The sequence below is a fragment of the Zymomonas mobilis subsp. mobilis ATCC 10988 genome (assembly GCF_000175255.2).
In the GTDB taxonomy this organism is placed as follows: domain Bacteria; phylum Pseudomonadota; class Alphaproteobacteria; order Sphingomonadales; family Sphingomonadaceae; genus Zymomonas; species Zymomonas mobilis.
Window position 1 is genome coordinate 1733215 of record NC_017262.1, and the last position, 21775, is coordinate 1754989.

The window sequence follows — 21775 nt, forward strand, 5'->3', positions numbered from 1 at the left end:
TATCAAGCTTTCTTCTTGGACAGGCGTTTTCTTTCGGCTCTGTCTTGGCGTTCTTCCGGTGTCGAATGACGATGCTGTAACCACATCATCTGCGCCAGAGAAATAAGGTTATTAAAGATATAATAGACCTGCAAACCGGCCGCCAAAGGCGCCATGAAGATTACCGAAATCAAAGGCAAAAAGCTCATGATCTGTTGCTGTGCCGGTTCCAACTGTTGCGGGCTGGCACGGAATTGCAACCACATGGTGATACCCAAAATGATAGGCAATACACCGATCATCAGGAAATGCGGCGGGGTGAAATGCAGCAAGCCGAAAAGATTAAACGGCGTTAAAGGATCCGGTGCCGATAAATCTTTGATCCACAAGATAAAGGGCTGATGACGGCTTTCGATCGTCACAAGCAAGGTCTTGTAGAGCGCGATAAAGATTGGGAATTGGATAAACATCGGCAAGCATCCAGCAAAAGGATTCACTTTTTCCTTCTGATAGAGCGTTACCAATTCCTGCCGCATTCTAGCTTCATCATTTTTATAACGTTCACGAACAGCCTGCATTTTAGGCTGTAACCGCCGCATCGAAGCCATCGAGGCATATTGTTTATTGGCAATCGGGAAGATCAAAGCACGGATGGTAAACACCATCAGAATGATGGCAAGGCCATAATTTCCGACATGCAAGAACAACCAGTCGAGATAATAGAAAAAGACTTTTTCGATAATCGCGAACCAGCCCCAATCAATCGCCTTGTCAAAATGAGGCAGATGTAACTGATCGCGGTAACGGTCAAGAACACGGACTTCTTTGGCACCGGCAAAAACATCAACACTGGTGCTGGCCGTTTTCCCTGCGGCAACCACCACCGGAGCCACCGTGAAATCAGCCTGATAATGGTGATTGGAGCTGCTTCTGAAATCGGTATCAATCGCGATTTTCTGATTATGAGGCGCAAGAGCCGTTAACCAATATTTATCGGAAAAGCCGATCCAACCGCCTTGGGTGTTATTACGGATGCTATTATTGGTCGCTTTATCAATATCTGCAAAATCGACATGATAATTAACCGAACCGTTGAACACGCCAATCGGCCCCGTATGCAACGTCCAAGAACTGGCCGTTTTGAAGACACCTTGATGGTTGGTTAAAACATAGGGCTGAACAATAACCGGACTATTGCCACGATTGATAACACTTTCGGTCGCGTTGAACATATAATCATGATCAACAGACAAGGTTATTCTGAAAATCTGGCCTTGTTGGTTATTCCAGTAGAAATTGACAGGATGGTCAGCCGTCAACTTGTCGCTATCCGCCTTCCAAAGGCTATCCGCATTCGGCAAAGCGACATTTTCACCTGTCCATCCAAAAGAGGTAAACCAGGCATTTTCTGTGCCTGCGGGTGAAAATAATCTGACAGCCGGAGAATTTTTAGCAAGGGTTTCACGATGACGGATAAGAGTCAGATCATCAAGGCGTAACCCTTTCAGATTAACAGAACCCTCAACGCTTTCTGTCAAAATGGGCAGGCGAGGGGTTTCCTGTAAAACCTGATCGACGGGTTTTAAAGGTTTGTCGCCGGATTCTTCTGCGGTTAATTCAGCTTTTAGCTGATTTTTGCCCTGCTGTGTTGGGGCAGGTGGCGTTGATAACCAATGTTTGGTTACAAAGCTCCAGCCAAATAAAATAAGCGCAGAAAGAATGGTAACAATAACCAGATTACGCTGCTGGTGCTTATCGTCCATATCGTTGTTTCACCCTTTCAAGGCACTGGATCATGCCCACACCCGCCCCATGGGTGGCAACGGGCTAGACGTTTTATGGTAAGCCAGCTTCCCTTTATTGCTCCATATCGGCGCCACGCTATGATGGCATAAGCTGAACAACTGGGATAATAGCGGCAGGAAGACGGCAAAAGCCGTGATGGACCCCATTGCCACAAGCGGGCCAACAAAATAAGCGCATGGGCGATCATCGCCGCATACGCGCCAAAGCTTTTGACAATTGACGATAAAGATCATCAAAATTGCCGTGAAAGGCAGCTCGCCGACCAATCAATATATGATCAGCACCTTCTACACCGCCGACAGGCAGCAGTGATTGGACTAAAGCCCTGAAACGCCGCTTGATCCGGTTACGGACGACTGCATTGCCGGTTTTCTTTGTTACCGTATAGCCTACACGCATATCCGGATTATCATCATGACGATGATAAACTAACAAGACAAAAGCCGGCATAGCCACGCGTTTACCGCGGTTAGCCGCAAGAAAATCAGCGCGGCGCTTAAGAACTGCTACGCGGACAGTTTCTTGCGGCTGCGAGCCCGACGGGCTGCCAGAATCTTGCGACCGCCCGGGGTTGCAGACCGGGTACGGAAACCGTGCCGGCGCTTGCGCACGAGGTTGCTCGGCTGAAAAGTGCGCTTCATCGCTCATTCCTCAACAGTATTTCTTGATTGTTAAAAAAGGCCACCGACACACGGCAGCCATATCTAATGGGCGTGAATAGGGAAGATGACGGAAAAAGTCAACGGTTGCGCCAAGATTCATTTTTGAACGCTCATTGAATAGCCTTTTTTTAAATAAAACAGTCGATAAAAAGGATTTGAAAAATATCTTTTTGAAGAATTAAAACCTATATAAGAAATTCAAAAAATATTATCAAAATAATAAAATTATAATATTAAAGGCGGTTTCTTTCTTATCATGGTTACTTGTGTCGCCAGCCTGGCTTTTTTAGGGATGGAAGCCCGCCCAATAGAAGTTCAGGTTCAACTTTCTTCCGGTGTTCCTGCGTTTACCGTTGTCGGCTTACCCGACAAAGCCGTTTCCGAAAGCCGTGAAAGGGTGAGGGCGGCGTTATCCGCCATCGGATTGGCGCTGCCTCCCAAAAGAATTACGGTGAATCTATCTCCGGCCGACCTTCCCAAAGAAGGCTCACATTATGATTTGCCGATTGCTTTAGGGTTATTGGGGGCGATGGGCGTGTTGGATAATGAGACCTTAAGTCAATATGTCGTTTTGGGGGAATTGGGATTGGATGGGCGTTTAATGGCCTCACCGGGCGCGTTACCTGCCGCTATTCATGCCGCCTCTTGCCAATCCGGTTTGATTTGCGCCGAAGCCTTGGGCGCCGAAGCTGCATGGTCAGGATTAGATGAAATTATCGCCGCCCCCGATCTTTTGTTATTGATCCAACATTTGAAAGGGAAAGTCGCTCTTCCCCAGCCCAAAGCTGATATTGTGGAAATCGCTTTTAATGGGCCTGATCTCGCTTCGGTCAAAGGGCAGGAACAAGCCAGACGCGCTTTGGAAATTGCGGCTGCTGGTGGGCATAATATGCTGATGTGTGGGTCTCCGGGAGCCGGTAAGTCATTATTGGCAGCCTGCCTTCCGGGTATCTTGCCGCCGCTTAGTAATCGCGAAGCCTTGGAGGTTTCGATGATTGCCTCTGTCTCAGGGATGCTGCCGCAAGGCGGCCTTATTCAGCAAAGACCTTTCCGCGCCCCGCATCACTCGGCTTCGATGGCGGCTTTGATCGGGGGTGGCCAGCATATCAAACCCGGCGAAGTGACTTTGGCGCATCTTGGCGTTTTGTTTTTAGATGAATTGCCGGAATTCAAAAGGCCAGTGCTCGATTCTTTGCGGCAACCTTTGGAAAATGGTGAGGTTTCCATTGCCCGCGCTCATGCCCATATTCGTTTTCCGGCAAGGGTTCAGCTTATCGCTGCGATGAATCCTTGCCGTTGTGGTCACTTGGATGATGCAGCCTTGGCTTGTAGTCGCGCCCCGAAATGCGCCGCCGAATATCAAAATAAAATTTCTGGGCCTCTCTTAGATCGTATCGACATCCATATTGATATGCCCCCTGTCGGGGCGCATGAACTTATGCTTCCCGAAGGCGAATCTTCCGCGACCGTCAAAGCCCGCGTGATGGCCGCCCGTCATATTCAGTCTCAGCGTTATCAAGATTATAAAGATGGGACTATTCGCTGTAATGCCGAAGCGGACGGAGCCTTGATTGAAAAACTAACCCCTATGGATGATGCAGCGCGTAAAATTCTGATGACCGCCGTAGAAAAGATGCACCTTTCTGCTCGTGCTTATTATCGCCTGTTAAAAGTCGCCCGTACGATCGCTGATCTGGATAGGGCTGAAACATTAAACCAGATTCATATATCGGAAGCCTTAAGCTACCGTCATCGTCAGCCCGTCGCCTAAAATCAAAAAAGCCCTTTGAAACACCGCTAACGCATCGGGTCTCAAAAGGCTTTTTTACAGATAAAGCGCTAAAGGCTGTTTTCTCTAGTGGTCGAGGAAGCTCCGCATCTTCCGTGAACGAGAAGGATGTTTCAGTTTCCGAAGCGCTTTTGCTTCGATCTGACGAATACGTTCGCGGGTAACCGAGAATTGCTGCCCGACTTCTTCCAAAGTATGATCGGTATTCATCCCGATACCAAAGCGCATCCGCAAAACACGTTCTTCACGCGGGGTCAGGCTGGCCAAGACACGGGTGACCGTTTCTTTCAAATTGGCCTGAATAGCGGCATCGACCGGAATAATGGCGTTTTTATCTTCGATAAAGTCACCGAGATGGCTGTCTTCTTCATCACCAATAGGCGTTTCGAGACTGATCGGCTCTTTCGCGATTTTCATAACCTTGCGTACTTTTTCAAGCGGCATGGAAAGACGCTCAGCTAATTCTTCCGGCGTCGGTTCGCGACCGATTTCATGCAAGATTTGGCGACTTGTCCGAACCAGCTTGTTGATCGTTTCGATCATATGCACTGGAATACGGATGGTTCTTGCCTGATCGGCAATAGAACGGGTGATCGCCTGACGAATCCACCAAGTGGCGTAGGTCGAGAATTTATAACCGCGACGATATTCAAATTTATCGACCGCCTTCATCAAACCGATATTGCCTTCCTGAATAAGATCAAGGAACTGCAAACCGCGATTGGTGTATTTTTTGGCAATAGAGATAACCAAACGCAGATTGGCTTCAACCATTTCGGTTTTAGCGATGCGGGCTTCTCTTTCGCCTTTTTGCACCATGGTCACAATACGACGTAATTCTTTTAACGTCATACCGGTGACTTGGGCGATTTCGGCTACTTCCGACCGGATGCGTTCGATGCTTTCGGCTTCACTCGTCGTGAAGTTAGCCCATTTTTTGTCGATTTTTGAAACGCGTTCGACCCAGCCTTCTTCCATTTCATTGCCCAAATAGGCATTGAGGAAAGAATCACGCGGCACTTTATAACGTTCTGCCAGACGCAACATCTGACCATTCAGCGTTCTAAGACGGCTGTTATAGTTATAAAGCTGTTCAACCAAAAATTCGATACGAGCGTTATGGAATTTGACGCTTTCAACTTCTGCGGTCAGCTCTTCTCTAAGCTGCTGATAGGCGTTTTCCTGATCCTCTGGAAATTCTTCATTCGCGCCTAAAGCCCGCATCCGTGCATTCTGAAGAACCGAGAATTGGCGGTAAAGATCAGCAATTTTGGCAAATTTTTCTAAAGAAGCCGGCTTAAGCTGTTCTTCCATTTGCGCCAGAGACAAGGTGTTTTCATCTTCCTCGTCCATATTCTCACGCTGGATGCGCTGACCGTTTTCGTCTAGCTCGCCTTCGCTGTCATCATCTTCATCATCATCTTCTTTGAAGGTCGGGCCCGCATTCCGCTCGGAAATTTCGTTGTCGTTATCATCGCCGTCTTCCTCGAATTGATCGGGGGAGGGGCCTTGGGTCAACATCGCATCCAGATCAATGATTTCACGCAATTGTAGCGTGCCTTCATTCAGAGCATTCGACCATTCGATAATGTTGTCAAAAGTAATCGGGCTTTCGCAAAGCCCTAAAATCATGGTGTCGCGACCGGCTTCGATCCGCTTGGCGATCGCAATTTCACCTTCACGGCTCAAAAGCTCGACCGCACCCATTTCGCGGAGATACATACGCACCGGATCATCTGTCCGGTCGGATGTTTCTTTCTTGGTCGTAATGGCCGGAGCCGGAGAAGTGCCACCGTCGCCCTGAAGCTCTTCGGCTGCGTCTTCTTCTTCCTGCTGACCATCCTCGCCGCTATCTTCATTTTCGACGATATTGATGCCCATTTCCGAAAGGGCAGACATAATATCTTCGATCTGTTCCGAAGACATCTGGTCCTGTGGAAGAGCTTCATTCAGCTGGTCATAGGTTACATATCCGCGCTTTTTGGCTTGCGTTATGAATTTACGGATCGACGTTTCATTCAAATCGATCAGCGGCGCATCACCGGCATTTTTTTTCGCTTCAGCCGTAGTCGTCTCTGCCATCTAGCCTTCATCCACCCTTGTTCTAAGCTCGAACTCCATGCCGAGCATATAACGTCGTTCCTGAAAATCAGCACGGCGTTTACGGTGTAACGCCTGCGCTGCCTCAAACTTTGCATAATCAGCTATCAGGCGTTCTTCTGTGAATACCTGCTTAAGCTGTTGTTCTTCAGTTGCTAATTCTCTCTCTTCAACCACGAGATCAATGAGAGCAACTAAACTTTCAATCGCTAAATCCGGCGCAATATCAGGCCGTGTAAAAGGAAAGCGTAAATCTTTTTTTATGTCCCATGTGTCAATGTCCACATTGGCGTCAGCTTTCAATATGGCTTTGATTGTGTCTCTATCAAGATCTGGTTCACTAATGACGGCTGTTATCAGCGTCTCGCGCCATTTTTTCAGCTTGGGATCGGTAACCGCCAGCTCTGCCAGTCTTTCCAGTCGCTGCTTTATCGCTTCGGGATAGAGGCTAAGTCCAATTAAAATCTGGCGGCTATATTGGCATTCAAGATCAGAAATAGTCGGCGTGGGAAGATCAGATAGCGTGACCGTCGCTGCTATTGTAGTCTGACTGTCCTGCTGTTTTTTACTTTTCCACCCGAAATTCTCGTAGAAGAGATTTTTAAAATTGCTGCGATAACCACGGGCAATAAATTCATCACGGCAGGAGGCTGCTAATTCGTCCAGTCTTTTGGATAAAGCGGCACGCCCTTCTGGTGACCGCGGATCAATCTGGGAAGCTTCAAAGCGGTATAATAACCGATCAAGAGCAATCGGGCGGGATAAAACCTCTTCAAAAGCAGATTTTCCCTGTTCCTTGACCAAGTCATCAGGGTCTTTCCCATTGGGCAGGGTCACAAAAGACAGGGTCTTACCGGGGCGCGCCTGAACAAGGGCGCGTTCAGCCGCTCTGACAGCGGCTTTCTGTCCGGCTGAATCGCCATCAAAACAAAGAATCGGCTTGTCTTCTATCCGCCACAGCCGTTCAATCTGATGTTCGGTTAAGGCCGTTCCCAATGGGGCAACCGCTTCGTGAATACCCGCTTGCGCTAGACCGATAACATCCAGATAGCCTTCGACAACGATAATCCGATTTTGTCGTCTCGCCGCCTGACTGGCCTTATCAATATTGTAAAGCGTGCGTCCTTTATCGAAAAGAGGCGTTTCAGGCGAATTGAGATATTTCGGGCTGTTATCGGGAAGGCTATTGCCACCCTCTATAGACTCCAGCCGCCGACCACCAAAGGCAATAACACGTCCGCGTTGGTCTTTAATCGGAATCATCAGCCGTCCGCGGAACCGGTCATAGGGATCTCGCCCTTCAACCGATATCAACAATCCAACTTCAATCAGCTTTTCAACGGCATGATGGGATAAGGCATTTTTCAACCGTCCCCGTCCATTTGGGGCAAAGCCGAGACCAAAATTTTGGGCGATGGCAGGCGAGATGCCTCTGTTATCGAGATAACGGCGCACTTCAGCGCCTTCGATACCGTGCAGCTGTTCAGAAAACCATTTCGCCGCTTCTGCCATAATATCATGCAGGGTTGCCGTTCTTTTGGCCTGTCTGACCGCCGCCGGATTGGCTTCGGGAATATCCATACCCGCTTGGCCTGCCAATTCACGCACCGCATCCATAAAGGATAGGCCGCGCGTTTCGGTCACAAAGCGGATAGCATCGCCATGCGCACCACAGCCAAAGCAATGATAAAAACCCTTTTCATCATTGACGTAAAAGCTGGGCGTTTTCTCATTATGGAAGGGGCAACAGGCACGAAATTCCCGTCCGGCGCGGGTCAGCTTTACCGTCCGCCCAATCAGCGACGAAAGCGTAATGCGCTGGCGCAATTCATCCAGAAATTCAGGAGGAAGGAAGTGGCCGGTGGTCATTATTGTCCCATGAGACCATAAAAAAGACGGAAGGGCAGAAAAGCACTAAGGCTCTCTGCGCGGAAAAGCGATAAAACCAAATTTTTTTGTAGAACGGGTATCTGACTTTTATACTGCCCAGACGGGTATATCTGTTTTTGTTCATCGCGCCCTTGGTTCAGGGACAACTTCCCGCAAAGCAGAGGCGGTATCAGAACAAAAAAGGAGCAGCTATAAAGAAGATATCGAATCACCCGATAATTATACCTGTTTAGCAAGAAAGTCGGGCTTTATCCAGTTGAAAAGCATTTCTCTTCCAACAGACTGAAAGATAAAAAGCGCATTTTGCGGATTTTTTGACCTTGATCGCTCTTCCGGCGGTTTTTTATCAGAAGAGAAGTGCCGGCCTTTCCAATCTAAATAGAATTTTCAGTAATAATCCTATTCTTTCAAAGCCTTAAATAGATATGCCTCTTGCCTAATTATACGTGTTTTTCTATCGACGGTTTTCTTACATCATTTTGAGGAGGTAAAAAGATGTCAGACTTCAATTTAAAAAACGAAAAATCGAATAAAATAGGCAGAATAGCCATTGTTTTTCTGGGATTTATTATCGGTTTTGTTCTTGCCGAAAAATTTCTGTTTTAAATTTGATGAAGTGTAGATGAAAATCTCTCTAATTTTCTCTTAATTCTACCACGGGTTGCTTATCCGTTATTATAAAAGACGAAGGGCAACCCTATTGATCGCGATCATACCACTCTAAAAAATATAATCCCATCAGCTCTAGGCCGTCTTTAACTAAGTTATGTCGATCTTAAGAACAGACTTAATGAAAATTTGGGGTGGTTGGTTAAAAATCAAAGCTGGGGAGGCTTCCCCCTTTTTTGTCAAAAAGCGGGGGCAAGAAAGTCCCGCTTCCTGACAAAAACAATCCGATCGGTTTTATCAGCCCTGCGCCAACAGTGCTTTCACCATGGGGCCCGCCTTGCTCATATCCATCTGGGTGGCATAGCGTTCTTTAATCAAGCCCATGACTTTGCCCATTTCTTTTATCGAGCTGGCGCCTGATTCTTTAATTAAACCGGCAATCGCGGTCTTGGCTTCTTCTTCGCTCATCTGTTTGGGAAGGAAGCTGCTGATAACGTCTAATTCACTTTGTTCTTTGGCTGCCAGTTCAGGACGACCGCCTTTTTCATACATATCAATCGATTCGCGACGTTGCTTTGCCATTTTTAACAAAACTTCGGTGACCAGTTTATCGTCATCGGTTGCGTCACTTTCCGTGCGCTCTTCAATGTCACGATAGCGAACTGCCGCTTGAATCAGGCGTAAAGCGGCGGTTTTTTCACTATCACGCGCTTTCATAGCGGTGATAAGACCGGCTTTTATTTCATCTCTTATCATAAATAATGCCTTATAGATTGGGAATTCTGACGACAGATCCCTGTTATTGCCGAAAAAAACAACCATATTTTCTAGTGGAAACCGGCATAAATGACTGTGTTGGCGTGCCGGTGAATGGTCGGGCAATGGAAAGAAAGCGAACAGTATAGCGGATATTTGTTGATTTTAATAGATTGACCAAAGAAACGACCGCCCTTACTGATGCGCCGTTTATCTATTTCCCGCCAGCATAAAAAAAGGAGAACCTCAGGTGGCTGATCCCATATCTGCACGCCCCCCGGAAGGCGCAACCGGGGTTTTGGTTTTAGCCGATGGTCAAATGATATGGGGCCGCGGTTTCGGTGCAACCGGAGCCAAAGTCGGTGAGGTCTGCTTCCATACCGCGATGACCGGTTATGAAGAAATCATGACGGATCCCAGCTTTGCCAGCCAGATTATCAATTTCACCTTCCCGCATATCGGCAATGTCGGCGCGAACAGAGAAGATGTCGAAGCGAAAACGCTCCATGCTCTCGGCTGCATTGTCAGGGAAGATGTGACAGCCCCTTCTAATTTCAGAAGTCTATGGCGTTTTGATAGCTGGTTAAAAGATCACGACCGTATCGGTCTTGCTGGTGTTGATACCCGCGCTTTAACTGGATTGCTGCGGAAAAAAGGCGCGCAAAACGCTGTCATTGCCCATGATCCCAAGGGACAGTTTGATATTCCGGCCTTGATCGAAACGGCGCGTAGCTGGGCAGGGTTGCAGGGCATGGATTTAGCCCGTTCGGTCTCGACCCATCAAAGCTATAACTGGCAGGAAGGCATCTGGTCTTTACAGAATGGTTATAGCGTTGTTGATAACCAAAAAGGCCCCCATGTTGTCGCAATTGATTACGGTTTAAAACACAACATCCTTAGAAATCTGGTTGAAGCCGGTGCAAGGGTGACCGTGGTCAAGGCAACGGCGAGCTTTGACGAAGTCATGGCACATAAGCCGGATGGCGTTTTCCTTTCCAACGGCCCGGGTGATCCGGCGGCAACGGCTGAATATGCGGTTCCCGTCATTCGCCAGCTGCTTGATATTAAAATGCCGATCTTCGGAATCTGCCTTGGTCATCAGCTTTTGGCGCTGGCCGTTGGGGCTACGACGTATAAGATGCATCAGGGACATCGCGGCGCCAACCATCCGGTGAAAAGATTGGATGATAGCAAGGTTGAAATCACCTCGATGAATCATGGCTTTGCGGTCGCCACCGACAGTTTGCCAGAACAAGCGCGGCCAACGCATCTTTCCTTGTTCGATGGTTCCTTGGCGGGGCTTGAATTAACCGATCGTCCGGCTTTCTCGGTGCAATACCATCCCGAAGCCAGCCCAGGGCCACAGGATAGCTATTATCTTTTCACCAAATTCATCGATCTCATCGCGAAGGAGCGGCCATAATGCGGATTAACCGCATCTACCGCTCTTTCCGTTTTGTCTTTTCCTTTTCCCCGTTAAGGTTTTTGTGATGCCCAAAAGAACCGACCTCCAATCGATTATGATTATCGGCGCTGGTCCGATCGTTATTGGTCAGGCCTGTGAATTCGATTATTCAGGGACGCAGGCCTGCAAAGCTTTGCGGGAAGAAGGCTATCGGGTTATTCTGGTCAACTCCAATCCGGCGACCATTATGACCGATCCCGATATGGCCGACGCGACCTATATCGAGCCGATCACGCCCGAAGTCGTTGCCCGTATCATTGAAAAAGAACGTCCTGATGCCCTGCTGCCAACGATGGGCGGACAAACGGCCTTAAATACGGCCTTGGCGCTTGCCAGCGACGGGACACTTGAAAAATTCAATTGCGAGATGATCGGGGCAGATGCCACGGCGATTGATAAAGCCGAAGATCGCCTGAAATTCCGTCAAGCGATGGATAAAATCGGTCTCGAAAGCCCACGTTCCTCGGTGGCTCATTCTTTGGAAGAAGCCCTTGATGGCTTGGATTATGTCGGCCTTCCGGCCATTATCCGTCCGTCTTTCACGATGGGTGGCACTGGCGGCGGCGTCGCTTATAATAAAGAAGAATTTATTGATATTGTTTCCGGTGGTCTTTCGGCCTCTCCGACACAGGAAGTTTTGATCGAAGAATCTGTGATCGGATGGAAAGAATATGAAATGGAGGTCGTCCGCGACCGCCATGACAATTGCATTATTATCTGTTCGATCGAAAATATCGACCCGATGGGGGTGCATACCGGCGATTCAATCACGGTCGCACCGGCATTGACCATGACGGATAAAGAATATCAGATCATGCGGAATGCCTCGATTGCGGTTCTGCGTGAAATCGGGGTTGAAACTGGCGGTTCTAACGTTCAATTCGCCCTTAACCCCGAAAATGGCCGTCTGGTCGTTATTGAAATGAATCCGCGTGTTAGCCGTTCTTCGGCTTTGGCTTCCAAGGCCACCGGTTTCCCGATTGCGAAAGTCGCTACCAAATTGGCGATTGGTTATACGCTGGATGAAATCACCAATGATATCACTGGCGCAACACCGGCCAGCTTTGAACCGACCATTGACTATGTCGTTACCAAAATCCCGCGTTTCGCTTTTGAAAAATTCAAAAATGCCAAACCGCTTTTGACGACGGCCATGAAGTCAGTCGGTGAAGTGATGGCTATTGGTCGCTCCTTTCCGGAAAGTCTTCAAAAAGCGCTGCGTGGTCTAGAAAATGGCCTTTCGGGTCTTGATCCGGTCGAAGCTCTGGTTGGAGCCAATCCTTCGGTGATAGAAGCCGAATTGGCACGTCCAACGCCTGATCGTCTATTGGTGGCTGCCCAAGCCTTACGGGAAGGTCTTACCGCAGAAAGAATCTGCGAAATCACCCATTACGATCCTTGGTTTATTGCACGGTTGGCTGAAATTATTGCTGCTGAAAATGAAGTCATTTCCAATGGCCTTCCTCTTGAAGCCGCCGCTTTCCGCCGCTTAAAAGCCATGGGCTTCTCCGATAAACGCTTGGCTGATCTCGCTTTGCAATCAGCTCATCTGCGTGGCTTAGGTAAAGCACAAGCCAAAGGCTCCGGCATTGTGCATGATGCGTTGCAGGCCATGACAGGCGGCGTAACAGAAGCCGAAGTGCGCACTTTACGGCATAGCCTGAATATCCGCCCTGTTTTCAAGCGGATTGATAGCTGCGCAGCTGAATTTGAAGCCAAAACGCCTTATATGTATTCCACTTATGAAGCGCCTTTCTTTGGTGAACCTGTTTGCGATTCTTTGCCAAGCAATCGTAAAAAGGTTGTGATCCTTGGTGGCGGGCCCAACCGTATCGGGCAGGGTTTGGAATTTGATTATTGCTGCTGTCATGCTTGCTTTGCTTTGGAAGCAGCTGGCTATGAAACGATTATGGTTAATTGTAACCCAGAAACGGTTTCAACTGACTATGACACTTCCGACCGCCTCTATTTCGAGCCTTTGACGGGCGAAGATGTGCTAGAAATCCTGCATACAGAGCAGAAAAACGGCACGCTTGTCGGTGTAATTGTTCAGTTCGGTGGTCAAACCCCTCTGAAACTGGCGGCCGAAATTGAAAAAGCCGGTATCCCGATTTTGGGAACCAGCCCTGATGCTATTGATCTTGCCGAAGATCGCGAACGCTTCTCGGCTTTGGTCTCTGAATTAGGCTTACTCCAGCCTGCCAATGGCATTGCCCGCAGCCGCGATGAAGCCATCAGTGTTGCCGACAAAATCGGTTATCCAATCCTGATCCGTCCTTCCTATGTTTTGGGTGGTCGGGCGATGGAAATCATCGATGGCCCCAGCCAGTTGGATGACTATATTCATACGGCGGTCAAGGTTTCCGGTGAATCTCCCGTTTTGATTGATCAATATTTGCGGGATGCGACCGAAGTCGATGTGGATGCCGTGGCTGATGGCGATGATGTCGTTGTCGCTGGTATCTTACAGCATATCGAAGAAGCGGGTATCCATTCGGGGGACAGCGCTTGCTCTATCCCGCCTTATAGCTTGCCAGCCTCGATCATCGAAGAGATCAAAAGCCAGACCGATAAATTAGCCCGCGCTTTAAAGGTGCAGGGGTTGATGAATATTCAGTTCGCGGTCAAAGGTGACAAGGTTTATCTGATTGAAGTCAATCCCCGTGCCAGCCGTACGGTGCCTTTTGTTGCAAAAGCAGATGGTCGTCCTGTCGCTCAAGTCGCCGCCAGAGTTATGGCTGGTGAAAAATTGCGGAATTTACCGGAAATAAGCTGGCCAGAAGGGTATACCGCAGTCAAAGAAGCGGTCTTCCCATGGGCGCGTTTCCCAGGGGTTGATCCGGTTCTGTCACCGGAAATGAAATCCACTGGCGAAGTGATGGGCATTGATATCGACTTCCCGATGGCTTTTGCCAAAGCCCAGTTGGCAGCCGGTAATGCCCTTCCTCGGGCAGGCACCTTCTTTATTTCTGTCAAAGACAGCGATAAAGCCCAGATAGTCGAGCCGATAAAAGCTTTAACCGATCTGGGGATAAAATTGGTCGCGACCGACGGTACGGCTCGCTACCTGCAATCCAAGGGCGTTCCTGTTGAACGGGTCAACAAAGTCAGGGAAGGGCGCCCTCATATTGTCGATTTAATCAAGGATGGAGCCATTAGTCTGGTTGTCAACACCACAGAAGGATGGCAATCTCTACAGGATTCGGCTTCTATCCGTTCTTCGGTAGTATTAGCCCCCGTTCCTTATTTCACGACCGCTGCGGCTGCTATTGTTGCTGCTGAGGCGATTGTGGCAATCAAGGCACGGGAACTTGAAGTCCGTTCTTTGCAATCCTATCATTCAATGAAGCACGCCTAATCCCGATCTTTAATTGAGTGCAAACAGAGCAGATTTCTGCTCTGTATGGGATTTACTTTTATCGTTTAGGGGATATTGCCTATGGCAGCCCAAGAAAAAATACCGATGCTTATCGAAGGTCAGCAAATGCTGATGGATGAGCTGGCAAGATTACACGCTGAAAGACCTAAGATCATTGACGCGATCGAAGAAGCGCGCGCTCATGGCGATCTGTCTGAAAATGCCGAATATCATGCGGCAAAGGAAAGACAGGGGCAGGTCGAGGCGATGATTGGCGATATCGAAGGCAAATTAAGCCGGGCGCTTGTGATCGATCCGAAAACCTTATCTGGTGATAAGGTAATCTTTGGCGCCACTGTCCATCTGTTGGATGAAGACGATAAGCCGGTCAAATATCAGATTGTCGGTCAAACTGAAGCCAATGCTAAAGGCGGCCGAATTTCTTATAATTCACCCTTGGGGCGGGCGTTGATTGGTCGCAAAGTCGATGACGAAATCGAAGTCTCTGTACCATCAGGTGATCGTTATTATCTGATTTCAAAAATCGAATTTATTTAGGTCTGGATTGTAAGCCGTGCGTCTGCCTCCTGCCCGTGCCACTACGGTTCTGGTTATTTTGACTTCCGGCGTGTGGCTTACAACCTTTTTACTGAAAATTCAGGATCTTTGGGCGGTAAAAGCGGGATTTATTCCCGCTCGTCTGCATGGTTGGGCATCGGGCGTGCCTTCCTTGCCATTCTGGATAACGCCTTTGTCCGCGACATTCGCTCATGGCGGGCTGATGCATATTGCTTTCAATATGGTGATGCTGGCTTTTTGTGGCCGCTATGTCGAAATGATTATAGGCAGCCGTAAGTTCCTATGGCTCTATGTTATTGGTGCCTATAGTTCGGCTTTTTTCCAATATCTTTTCTATCCAAACAGCCAAGACCCGATGATCGGGGCAAGCGGTGCCATATCCACCTTATTCGGTGCTTATGCCGTTTTATTTGGACGAGAACCCCAGATTTTTGCTTCCCGTTGGTTTAACCAAGTCGTCCAAATTTTATGGTTGGCTGCGGCATGGTCTATTCTACAAATTTTAATTGGCTTCAGCGAAAGCCCGGGGCTAATGCTGGCAACGGCGGCTCATATTGGCGGTTTTATTACAGGCCTTATTCTTATTAGGCCGATGTTGCATTTCCATTATTACAATAAGTTCAAAAAATATTGATTGCCGTCGAATATCCGGTGAATACAGCTAGCCTAGACGAGCGTTGCGTTGGAAAAAGGCGTTTTTAATACAGGCGGATCGCCTTTAATCGCTTATTTCAGCAAGAACAGCCGTTGTAGAAAGGCTTGTGTCGATTATTTTCCCATGATGTAACAAGCCACAAGCCACAAGCCACAAGCCACAAGCCACAAGCCACAAGCCACAAGCCACAAGCCACAAGCCACAAGCCACAAGCCACAAGCCACAAGCCACAAGCCACAAGCCACAAGCCACAAGCCACAAGCCACAATTATATCTATAGGCTTTAGATGTCGGTTCTTAGAGGATCTGTCTTGTTATAAAAAAGACCTCCCATAAAATGAAGGAAGGTCTATCTTAGCCGCATTTAAAGGCCTCTAATGTTGATATCAGAGGCCTTAACGCCCGATCATCACGAAGCACGTGCCTGAAGCATTTTAATCAGGCTATCAAAGCCCTTATGCTCGACTACGGAATCAAAATCAGCTCTCTGGGTTATCAACAGATTGATACCCCCTACGGTCATATTGCTGACTTTATAGCCCTGACTGGTGTGTTCCAATGTCCAGATGACATTGACAGGATCAGAGCCTGATTTTGTCACTTGCGACAATACCGCTGCACCATCCCCCGCCGGAATAATCCGAATGATTTTCAGCTTTGCCGAGCTGTAATCAGAAATCCGGTTGGCATAAGTATTGATAATAAAATTCGGCAAAGCGGCTTTATAGGCCGTTAGCTGTTCCGGTGTAATCTGGCTTTTCCAGCGCCGGACAAGGCTCTCACCAATTTCATCTACTTGGAAATACTGGGCGAGCAGGGCTTTCAGCTTTTGATGAGCATGAACTTTGTCATTATTCTGGGCAACAGACAAAGCCTCTGCAATCAGACCATTGATAAGACCTGTTGGGGTCTGGTTATCAACCGCTGCACAAGCAGGCGTTGCAAATGAGACAAGCGCAATGGGAAGCGCGAAAAAGGGCGCAACTTTTTTCATAATTCTCCTTTCCCGGACGGTGTCAGAGAAGTCGGTTTTCAAGGCTAAATCCAGATTTTCTGGCTTTTTGCTGATTCGGCTAATGTTAAAAACACCTTCAAGGAGAATGGCCTGTTGATATGCAGATTCTTCTCTAATGGTTATTCGGGCGAATCAATAATACTAGTCAGTACACAAAATATACTATTACGTATAGCTAAAATTGTACTGACCAGTATTAGGGTGCATGGTAATAGATGAACCTTTATTGAACCGACTTATTCTTGCGCTTTTTCGGCCTTATCTTTATCCGCCGGAGCTGTTCTAAAAAGGGAACTGACCAGCCGAAACAGCATACCCCCCGTTTTGGAACGCCACAGGAAAATAAAACCGATACCACTCACCGCTGCCACCGTTGCAAGAGGCCGTTTTTGGGCTTCCTGATTAAGGCGATCGACGACATTTTTACCCGCCTGAACACCTGATTTCACTAGACTACGGGCAATTGACCCCGGTTTCAGATGATTGGTAACATCATCTAACGAAGCCATAAGATGGGTGCGAGCCTGTTCAAGTTCAGCTTTTTTCTGATTAATTTTAGACGTATGAAGCATAGCATGGCGGCCTTTTCAGACCGTTTCCTTCCAGAATGATAGCTTTGGCGAATATTACGGTGCCTCGGTCAACCAATGATAAGCGACCAGCACCAGAATAATCGCAATGGGTAACCCCACAGCTGCGAAAATCAGGCCTGCACCCAAAGCCCCTACAGCATGGATCAAGGCAATGAAAACGCCTACCAACAAACCGATCAGGCCAATAATCGCAAAGGCAGCGGCCAAAACCAACGCAATCGCCGCCTTCGCAATTCTTTTGACGCGCAGCATGACAATTTCGCGGCAAAAAGCGATTTCATGGTGAAAGAAGTTTTTGGCGGCCTGAATAAGATTCCGAAAAGACTGGAAAATTCCGGTCTCTTCATAAATGAAATCTTCTCCTCCGGCGGCTTCGGCTTCCATTCTACCTTCTTCCAATCTCGCTTCGGCTTCGGCAACAGCTGCTTCATCATTTTCTTCGCCTGTAGCCACCTTTTCGGCAGCTACAGGGTCGATTTCAGCTTCAGACAAGGCCTCGGCGATTTCTTCAGAAGTAATGTTCGATTCTTTTTCGCCTTTATTTTCCAGCGTCAATGTTATGAATCCTGATGGCTGCTGTCAGAAGAGGATGCATCTGCTTCCTGATGGTTGCAGGCATGATTGGCTTCACATTTATGCTTTTTGTGGCTGGCAAAGCGATAAAGCGCATAGCCAAGGGCTGCTGCGACACCAACCGTCACAACTGGGTTACGGCGGATAATGCTATGACCGCTTTTGGTGATGTCAGCCAATTTTTTATCTTTCAGAGATTTTGACAATTTGCCGATATGTTTGGAAGCCTTGTGCATATAGTCGCCATAGGAACTTCCCAGATTTTCGGCAACCAATTCTGCGGTCTGGTCGACGATTTTGGCAACATTATTAACAGCTTCGATGGCTTTGTGATGACCTTCATCACCAATTTCATGAATTTTTCCATGAAAGGGACTGTGATCCTGAAATAAATGATGCAGTTTATTTTCTTCTTTTTCAGCAAAATCTTTGGCTTCGGAAAGATGCGATTTTGCTTTTTCAGCAAGGTGAGAAGCCGTTTCCGATATATGCTGTCCTATATGATGGCCTTCATGTTTTGCTTCATGAGTGGCTTTTTCAGCCTGATTTTCGGCGTTTTTCTGCAAATCATTGGCAGCTGATGCTACATTCGCCACAGTTTTGTTTTCGGCCATTGTCTATACTCCAGTTACTCAATACGTAACAATAATCAGTTTATCCTAACTATAGAATCGCATGAGAAGCGATAACGTTTCACCATAAGCAATATATTCATTGCAACAGTGGAATTGCCTTATGCGTCAAGGAAGGATAGATCATTGACGGACTGAGTTCAAAAAGAGACTCGTCTAAAAGATTTTAAGAAAGGTTTCGATATGACAGCTATTGTCAGTATCCATGGCCGTCAGGTTGTCGACAGCCGCGGTAACCCGACCGTTGAAGTTGATGTTACGCTTGAAGATGGCAGCTTCGGCCGCGCTGCAGTGCCGTCAGGTGCTTCTACCGGCGTTCATGAAGCTGTTGAACTTCGTGATGGCGACAAAACCCGTTGGGGTGGTAAAGGCGTCACCAAAGCTGTTCACGCTGTAAACAACGAAATTGCTAACGCAATTATTGGTCTGGAAGCCGAAGATCAGGAACTGATCGACCAGACGATGATCAAGCTCGATGGCACCCCGAACAAGGGTAAATTCGGTGCTAACGCTATCCTCGGTGTCAGCTTGGCTGTTGCTAAAGCTGCTGCTGAAGCTCGCGGTCTCCCGCTTTACCGTTATGTTGGTGGTACGGCAGCTCACGTTCTTCCGGTTCCGATGATGAACATCGTTAACGGTGGTATGCACGCTGACAACCCCATCGATTTCCAGGAATTCATGATTGCTCCGGTTGGTGCCAGCTCCATCAATGAAGCTGTCCGCATCGGTACCGAAGTTTTCCATACCCTGAAAAAAGAACTGTCTGCTAAAGGCATGAACACCAACGTCGGTGACGAAGGTGGTTTCGCTCCTAGCCTTGACAGTGCTTCTTCTGCTCTGGACTTCATCGTCGATTCCATCTCCAAAGCCGGTTATAAGCCGGGCGAAGATGTGTTCATCGCTCTCGATGCAGCTTCCTCCGAGTTCTACAACAAAGATCAGAACATCTACGATCTTAAGGGTGAAGGCCGTAAACTGACCTCCGCTCAGCTCGTTGATTACTATGTCGAACTCTGCGGCAAATATCCGATCTATTCCATCGAAGATGGTCTGGCCGAAGATGACTTCGAAGGCTGGAAGATCCTTACCGAAAAGCTCGGTGACAAAGTTCAGTTGGTCGGTGACGATCTGTTCGTGACCAACGTGAAGCGTCTTTCTGATGGTATCGAACGCGGTATCGCCAACTCGCTGCTCGTGAAGTTCAACCAGATCGGTTCTTTGTCTGAAACGCTCGCAGCCGTTAACATGGCTAACGACGCTTCTTACACGGCTGTTATGTCTCACCGTTCCGGTGAAACCGAAGATACCACGATTGCTGACCTCGCTGTTGCCACCAACTGCGGTCAGATCAAGACCGGTAGCCTTTGCCGTTCCGAACGTATCGCTAAATACAATCAGCTGATGCGCATCGAAGAAGAACTGGGTTCGGTTGCTAAATATGCTGGCCGTTCGGTTCTTAGAAAAGCCAAATAAGAATCACAGCTAGAACCGGTTTTTAAACCGCTCTAACTGAATGGGGACATTGAGCCTTGATTTATCGCTTAAAGCGGTAATTATAGGCTCCATGTCCCTGATTCGTTCAAAGAACAGTCTTTTCCGTGCTGCAATAGGCCCCGCCTTGATGGTTGTCGTCTTGGGGGTCTTCGTCGGTAATGCCCTTTTGGGGGCAAATGGTTTACTGGCACTCGATGGTTACCGCCAAAAAATGGCCGTTAGAAAAGCGGAATTGGCGGCTTTAGAACACCAGCGAGACCAATTGGCGAATAGCATCGCCCTTCTTAATCCCAAGGCTACTGATCCTGATTATGCCGAAGAATTGGTGCGTAAAGAAACGCGGCAGATCCGGCCGGATGAAGTGATTATTCTCGACAGCCAGAAATAAATTCAACTTTTGGAATGGATCACCATGATCTAACGAGGACTAAACAGCCTTGTTGATTATGGGTAAAAAAGCTTTCTATTTCCTAGGCTGTTATCGCCGCGATTGACAGTTTCTCTTTGAAAAACGCGTCATTATCTCAAATCATTCAAGGTCAAAATTCTGTTCTTTTGATGAAGAGCCTTCAAGAGTGACTTTGACGAAATCAATCAATATAAACAAATTACTAAAGACAGAAGGACGGATATTGGTTAAGCCCGAAATCCGTTTTTAATAAACCCGAGCTGTCAGGGCAGGGGTCAGACCCATAATGTCGATTTATCCTGTCCGTCAGAAAATTTTTAGTCTTTTTTGACAGGAGGCCTCTACATGGCCAAAGCAACTCAGGATTCCAATCGGCCTCATAAAGCTGATGTCGGATCCGCCATTCCCAATCACGATTTGCCACCGATACCCGGTCGCTATCACGCCGACCGGGAAGAGCTGCTAGAATTTTATCGACGGATGCTGATGATCCGCCGTTTTGAAGAACGGTGCGGACAGCTTTACGGTTTGGGGCTGATTGCTGGTTTTTGTCATCTCTATATCGGTCAGGAAGCCGTTGCGGTTGGTCTGCAAGCCGCCCTGCAACCGGGACGGGATAGCGTTATTACCGGCTATCGCGAACATGGGCATATGCTGGCCTATGGTATTGATCCCAAAATTGTTATGGCTGAATTGACGGGTCGTGCCAGCGGTATTTCGCATGGTAAAGGCGGCTCGATGCATATGTTCTCGACCGAACATAAATTTTTCGGCGGAAATGGTATCGTTGGGGCTCAGGTGCCGCTTGGTGCTGGATTGGCCTTTGCGCATAAATACCGGAATGATGGGGGTTGTTCTGCGGCTTATTTCGGTGATGGGTCAGCCAATCAGGGACAGGTTTACGAAGCCTATAACATGGCGGCTTTGTGGAAATTACCCGTGATCTTCGTCATCGAAAATAACGGTTATGCCATGGGAACCAGTATCCAACGCGCTAATGCCCATACAGCTTTGTCTGAAAGAGGCGCAGGCTTTGGTATTCCGGCTTTGGTTGTTGACGGCATGGATGTGCTTGAAGTCAGAGGCGCTGCTACAGTCGCGGTTGACTGGGTGCAGGCTGGAAAAGGGCCCATCATCCTTGAAATGAAGACCTATCGTTATCGGGGACATTCTATGTCTGATCCGGCGCGCTATCGTAGCCGCGAAGAGGTCAATGACATGAAGGAAAACCACGATCCTTTAGACAATCTGAAAAAAGACCTTTTCGCCGCAGGCGTTCCCGAGGTCGAGCTGGTTAAACTGGATGAAGACATCCGCCAGCAGGTCAAAGAGGCCGCCGATTTCGCTGAAAAAGCGCCTTTACCGGCTGATGAAGAATTATATACCAATATTCTGGTAGGAAAGTATTGAT

Annotated in this window: 19 protein-coding genes and 1 pseudogene; 8 read left to right on the plus strand and 12 right to left on the minus strand. The window is 48.0% G+C overall.

Annotated features, from left to right (window positions below; translation table 11 throughout):
- Window positions 1-2 precede the first annotated feature (2 nt).
- From yidC to rpmH, 4 genes and pseudogenes are all read right to left on the minus strand, one after another.
- Window positions 3-1742 carry a membrane protein insertase YidC gene (gene yidC, locus ZMOB_RS07865; RefSeq protein WP_014501105.1) on the minus strand — a complete coding sequence of 580 codons (1740 nt, stop codon included), beginning with the start codon at window positions 1740-1742 and terminating at the stop codon, window positions 3-5.
- Window positions 1743-1759: 17 nt separating this feature from the next.
- Complete coding sequence (gene yidD / locus ZMOB_RS09945) at window positions 1760-1972, minus strand: membrane protein insertion efficiency factor YidD (RefSeq protein WP_014501106.1); 213 nt, start codon at window positions 1970-1972, stop codon at window positions 1760-1762.
- A pseudogene (gene rnpA / locus ZMOB_RS07870) lies at window positions 1969-2280 on the minus strand (ribonuclease P protein component); the annotation flags it as partial. The gene yidD and the pseudogene rnpA, both read right to left, overlap by 4 nt.
- A gap of 11 nt (window positions 2281-2291) precedes the next feature.
- Window positions 2292-2426, minus strand: coding sequence for a 50S ribosomal protein L34 (rpmH, locus tag ZMOB_RS09950; RefSeq protein ID WP_080502949.1), 135 nt, complete (start codon window positions 2424-2426; stop codon window positions 2292-2294).
- A gap of 277 nt (window positions 2427-2703) precedes the next feature.
- Between rpmH and ZMOB_RS07875 the strand changes: the two genes are divergently transcribed.
- The gene (locus tag ZMOB_RS07875; RefSeq protein WP_011241374.1) at window positions 2704-4218 is read left to right on the plus strand and encodes a YifB family Mg chelatase-like AAA ATPase; all 1515 of its coding nucleotides are present in this window, start codon (window positions 2704-2706) and stop codon (window positions 4216-4218) included.
- A gap of 84 nt (window positions 4219-4302) precedes the next feature.
- On the opposite strand, the gene rpoD is transcribed toward ZMOB_RS07875, so the two are convergent.
- From rpoD to ZMOB_RS07890, 3 genes are all read right to left on the minus strand, one after another.
- Window positions 4303-6318, minus strand: coding sequence for an RNA polymerase sigma factor RpoD (rpoD, locus tag ZMOB_RS07880; protein ID WP_011241373.1), 2016 nt, complete (start codon window positions 6316-6318; stop codon window positions 4303-4305).
- A complete protein-coding gene (gene dnaG, locus ZMOB_RS07885; RefSeq protein ID WP_014501107.1) occupies window positions 6319-8205 on the minus strand; it encodes a DNA primase in 1887 nt (628 codons plus the stop codon).
- Between the two features lie 927 nt (window positions 8206-9132).
- Window positions 9133-9591 (minus strand): GatB/YqeY domain-containing protein, encoded by a 459-nt coding sequence (locus tag ZMOB_RS07890; protein WP_014501109.1) that lies wholly within the window; start codon window positions 9589-9591, stop codon window positions 9133-9135.
- Between the two features lie 250 nt (window positions 9592-9841).
- On the opposite strand from ZMOB_RS07890, the gene carA reads away from it, so the two are divergent.
- The 4 genes from carA (at window position 9842) to ZMOB_RS07910 (ending at window position 15627) form a co-directional block, all read left to right on the plus strand.
- Window positions 9842-11014 carry a glutamine-hydrolyzing carbamoyl-phosphate synthase small subunit gene (gene carA, locus ZMOB_RS07895; protein WP_011241369.1) on the plus strand — a complete coding sequence of 391 codons (1173 nt, stop codon included), beginning with the start codon at window positions 9842-9844 and terminating at the stop codon, window positions 11012-11014.
- 67 nt (window positions 11015-11081) lie between these two features.
- Window positions 11082-14414: a carbamoyl-phosphate synthase large subunit gene (gene carB, locus ZMOB_RS07900; protein ID WP_014501110.1), complete on the plus strand. Its 3333-nt coding sequence runs from the start codon at window positions 11082-11084 to the stop codon at window positions 14412-14414.
- Between the two features lie 81 nt (window positions 14415-14495).
- On the plus strand, window positions 14496-14972 hold the full coding sequence (gene greA / locus ZMOB_RS07905; RefSeq protein WP_011241368.1) for a transcription elongation factor GreA: 477 nt from the start codon (window positions 14496-14498) through the stop codon (window positions 14970-14972).
- Between the two features lie 16 nt (window positions 14973-14988).
- On the plus strand, window positions 14989-15627 hold the full coding sequence (locus ZMOB_RS07910; RefSeq protein ID WP_014501111.1) for a rhomboid family intramembrane serine protease: 639 nt from the start codon (window positions 14989-14991) through the stop codon (window positions 15625-15627).
- Window positions 15628-15711: 84 nt separating this feature from the next.
- Here the strand turns inward: ZMOB_RS07910 and ZMOB_RS07915 are convergent, their stop codons facing one another.
- The 5 genes from ZMOB_RS07915 to ZMOB_RS07935 all read right to left on the minus strand — a co-directional run bounded on the left by ZMOB_RS07915 (window position 15712) and on the right by ZMOB_RS07935 (window position 18443).
- Window positions 15712-15900: a hypothetical protein gene (locus ZMOB_RS07915; RefSeq protein WP_162094012.1), complete on the minus strand. Its 189-nt coding sequence runs from the start codon at window positions 15898-15900 to the stop codon at window positions 15712-15714.
- A gap of 157 nt (window positions 15901-16057) precedes the next feature.
- Window positions 16058-16642, minus strand: coding sequence for an MlaC/ttg2D family ABC transporter substrate-binding protein (locus ZMOB_RS07920; protein ID WP_014501112.1), 585 nt, complete (start codon window positions 16640-16642; stop codon window positions 16058-16060).
- Between the two features lie 257 nt (window positions 16643-16899).
- On the minus strand, window positions 16900-17235 hold the full coding sequence (locus tag ZMOB_RS07925) for a hypothetical protein (protein ID WP_011241365.1): 336 nt from the start codon (window positions 17233-17235) through the stop codon (window positions 16900-16902).
- 54 nt (window positions 17236-17289) lie between these two features.
- Window positions 17290-17811 (minus strand): hypothetical protein, encoded by a 522-nt coding sequence (locus ZMOB_RS07930; RefSeq protein WP_011241364.1) that lies wholly within the window; start codon window positions 17809-17811, stop codon window positions 17290-17292.
- 2 nt (window positions 17812-17813) lie between these two features.
- Window positions 17814-18443, minus strand: coding sequence for a hypothetical protein (locus tag ZMOB_RS07935; RefSeq protein ID WP_014501113.1), 630 nt, complete (start codon window positions 18441-18443; stop codon window positions 17814-17816).
- A gap of 201 nt (window positions 18444-18644) precedes the next feature.
- Between ZMOB_RS07935 and eno the strand changes: the two genes are divergently transcribed.
- From eno to pdhA, 3 genes are all read left to right on the plus strand, one after another.
- Window positions 18645-19934 (plus strand): phosphopyruvate hydratase, encoded by a 1290-nt coding sequence (gene eno, locus ZMOB_RS07940; protein WP_011241362.1) that lies wholly within the window; start codon window positions 18645-18647, stop codon window positions 19932-19934.
- A gap of 91 nt (window positions 19935-20025) precedes the next feature.
- Window positions 20026-20343, plus strand: coding sequence for an FtsB family cell division protein (locus ZMOB_RS07945; RefSeq protein ID WP_011241361.1), 318 nt, complete (start codon window positions 20026-20028; stop codon window positions 20341-20343).
- A 366-nt stretch (window positions 20344-20709) separates the two neighbouring features.
- Complete coding sequence (gene pdhA / locus ZMOB_RS07950) at window positions 20710-21774, plus strand: pyruvate dehydrogenase (acetyl-transferring) E1 component subunit alpha (RefSeq protein ID WP_014501115.1); 1065 nt, start codon at window positions 20710-20712, stop codon at window positions 21772-21774.
- Window position 21775 lies beyond the last annotated feature (1 nt).